At 63.7% G+C, this 1,307-nt stretch carries 2 protein-coding genes; both read left to right on the forward strand.

Annotated features, from left to right (window positions below):
• Positions 1–211: 211 nt before the first annotated feature.
• Positions 212–562: a RidA family protein gene (locus I5W_RS03990; RefSeq protein WP_044528267.1), complete on the forward strand. Its 351-nt coding sequence runs from the start codon at positions 212–214 to the stop codon at positions 560–562.
• Between the two features lie 22 nt (positions 563–584).
• On the forward strand, positions 585–1,307 hold a 723-nt coding region (locus tag I5W_RS03995; RefSeq protein ID WP_044528268.1), incomplete at its 3' end, for an NAD(P)/FAD-dependent oxidoreductase.

A 1,307-nucleotide genomic window follows, 5' to 3' on the forward strand; every position in this document is an offset into this window, starting at 1 on the left:
ATAACTGCGTCACAACCACTGTTAGATACCCTGTTTGTAAACACTGCCAGAGTCGTGAAAGCTTCTGAACCGGTTGCGCCGATTTGAGTGTCCATGGAAATGTCCATGTTATTTTTGTTACAATGGACTTAAAGGGACACTTAAGTCATTGAATTTATGGGAGATGACTGGATGTCCATAGTGTCCTCTTACGAGTGGTGCAGGAAACGACATGAGCCCAATCCAACGCTTCAATACCAATGCCCGCATGAGCCAACTGGTGACCGCCAACGGCTTCGCCTTCGTCGCTGGCCAGGTGCCCAACAATGCTGGCGCACCCATCCCGCAACAGGCCAGCGAAGTGCTGGCCAAGATCGATGCGCAATTGCAGGCCCAGGGCATCGATCGGGAGCGCATCGTCAGCGCCAATGTGTGGCTGTCCAGCCCGGAGCATTTCGCGGCCTTCAATGCGGTGTGGGATGCCTGGGTGCCGGCTGGCCATGCGCCCACCCGGGCCTGCGTGCAGGCGCTGCTGATGGCGCCTGGCCTGGATGTGGAAGTGGCGGTCATTGCCGCCCTTTGAGTCCGCTGCAAGGAGCATCTGCATGAATGAACAGGACAGCGTCGACTACCTCATCATCGGTGCCGGCATTGCCGGCGCCTCCATCGCCTACTGGCTGGCGCGCCATGGCAGCGTGCTGCTGGTGGAACGCGAATCGCAGCCGGGCTATCACAGCACCGGTCGCTCGGCCGCGCTCTACATGGAAAGCTACGGCCCGCCGCAGGTGCGGGCGCTGACCTGCGCCAGCCGCGCCTTCTTCGATCAGCCACCTGAGGGGTTTGCCGAGCATCCGCTGCTCACGCCGCGTGGCGCGCTGTTCTATGCCACCGAGGCTCAGCGTGCGGAGCTCGATGCGCACGAGGCGCTGGTGCGCTCGGTCTCGGACAAGGTACAGCGGCTCGATGCCCAACAAACGCGTGCCATGGTGCCGGTGCTGCGTGCGCAAGACCTGATCGGCGCGGTCTACGAGGAAGAGGCCAGCGACATCGACGTCCATGCCCTGCACCAAGGCTTCCTGCGCGGGGCGCGGGCGGCCGGCGCGCGGGTGCTGTGCAATGCCGAGGTGCAGTCGATTGAACGGGAAGAGGGCGAGCGCTGGTGCGTGCAGACCAGCCAGGGCAGCTTGCGCGCCCGCGTGGTCGTCAATGCCGCCGGGGCCTGGGCCGATGAGATGGGGCGTCTGGCCGGGGCTGCGCCCATCGGGCTGCAGCCCAAGCGCCGCTCGGCCTTCACCTTTGCCGCACCGGCCAATAGCGAACACTGGCCC

Origin of the sequence: Herbaspirillum sp. B65 (assembly GCF_000333555.1) — a bacterium.
Lineage (GTDB): Bacteria > Pseudomonadota > Gammaproteobacteria > Burkholderiales > Burkholderiaceae_D > Herbaspirillum > Herbaspirillum rubrisubalbicans.

What these genes read in the sequence shown, in the direction of transcription:
- I5W_RS03990 (WP_044528267.1), top strand. Translation starts at nt 212, where the DNA reads ATGAGCCCAATCCAACGCTTCAATACCAATGCCCGCATGAGCCAACTG.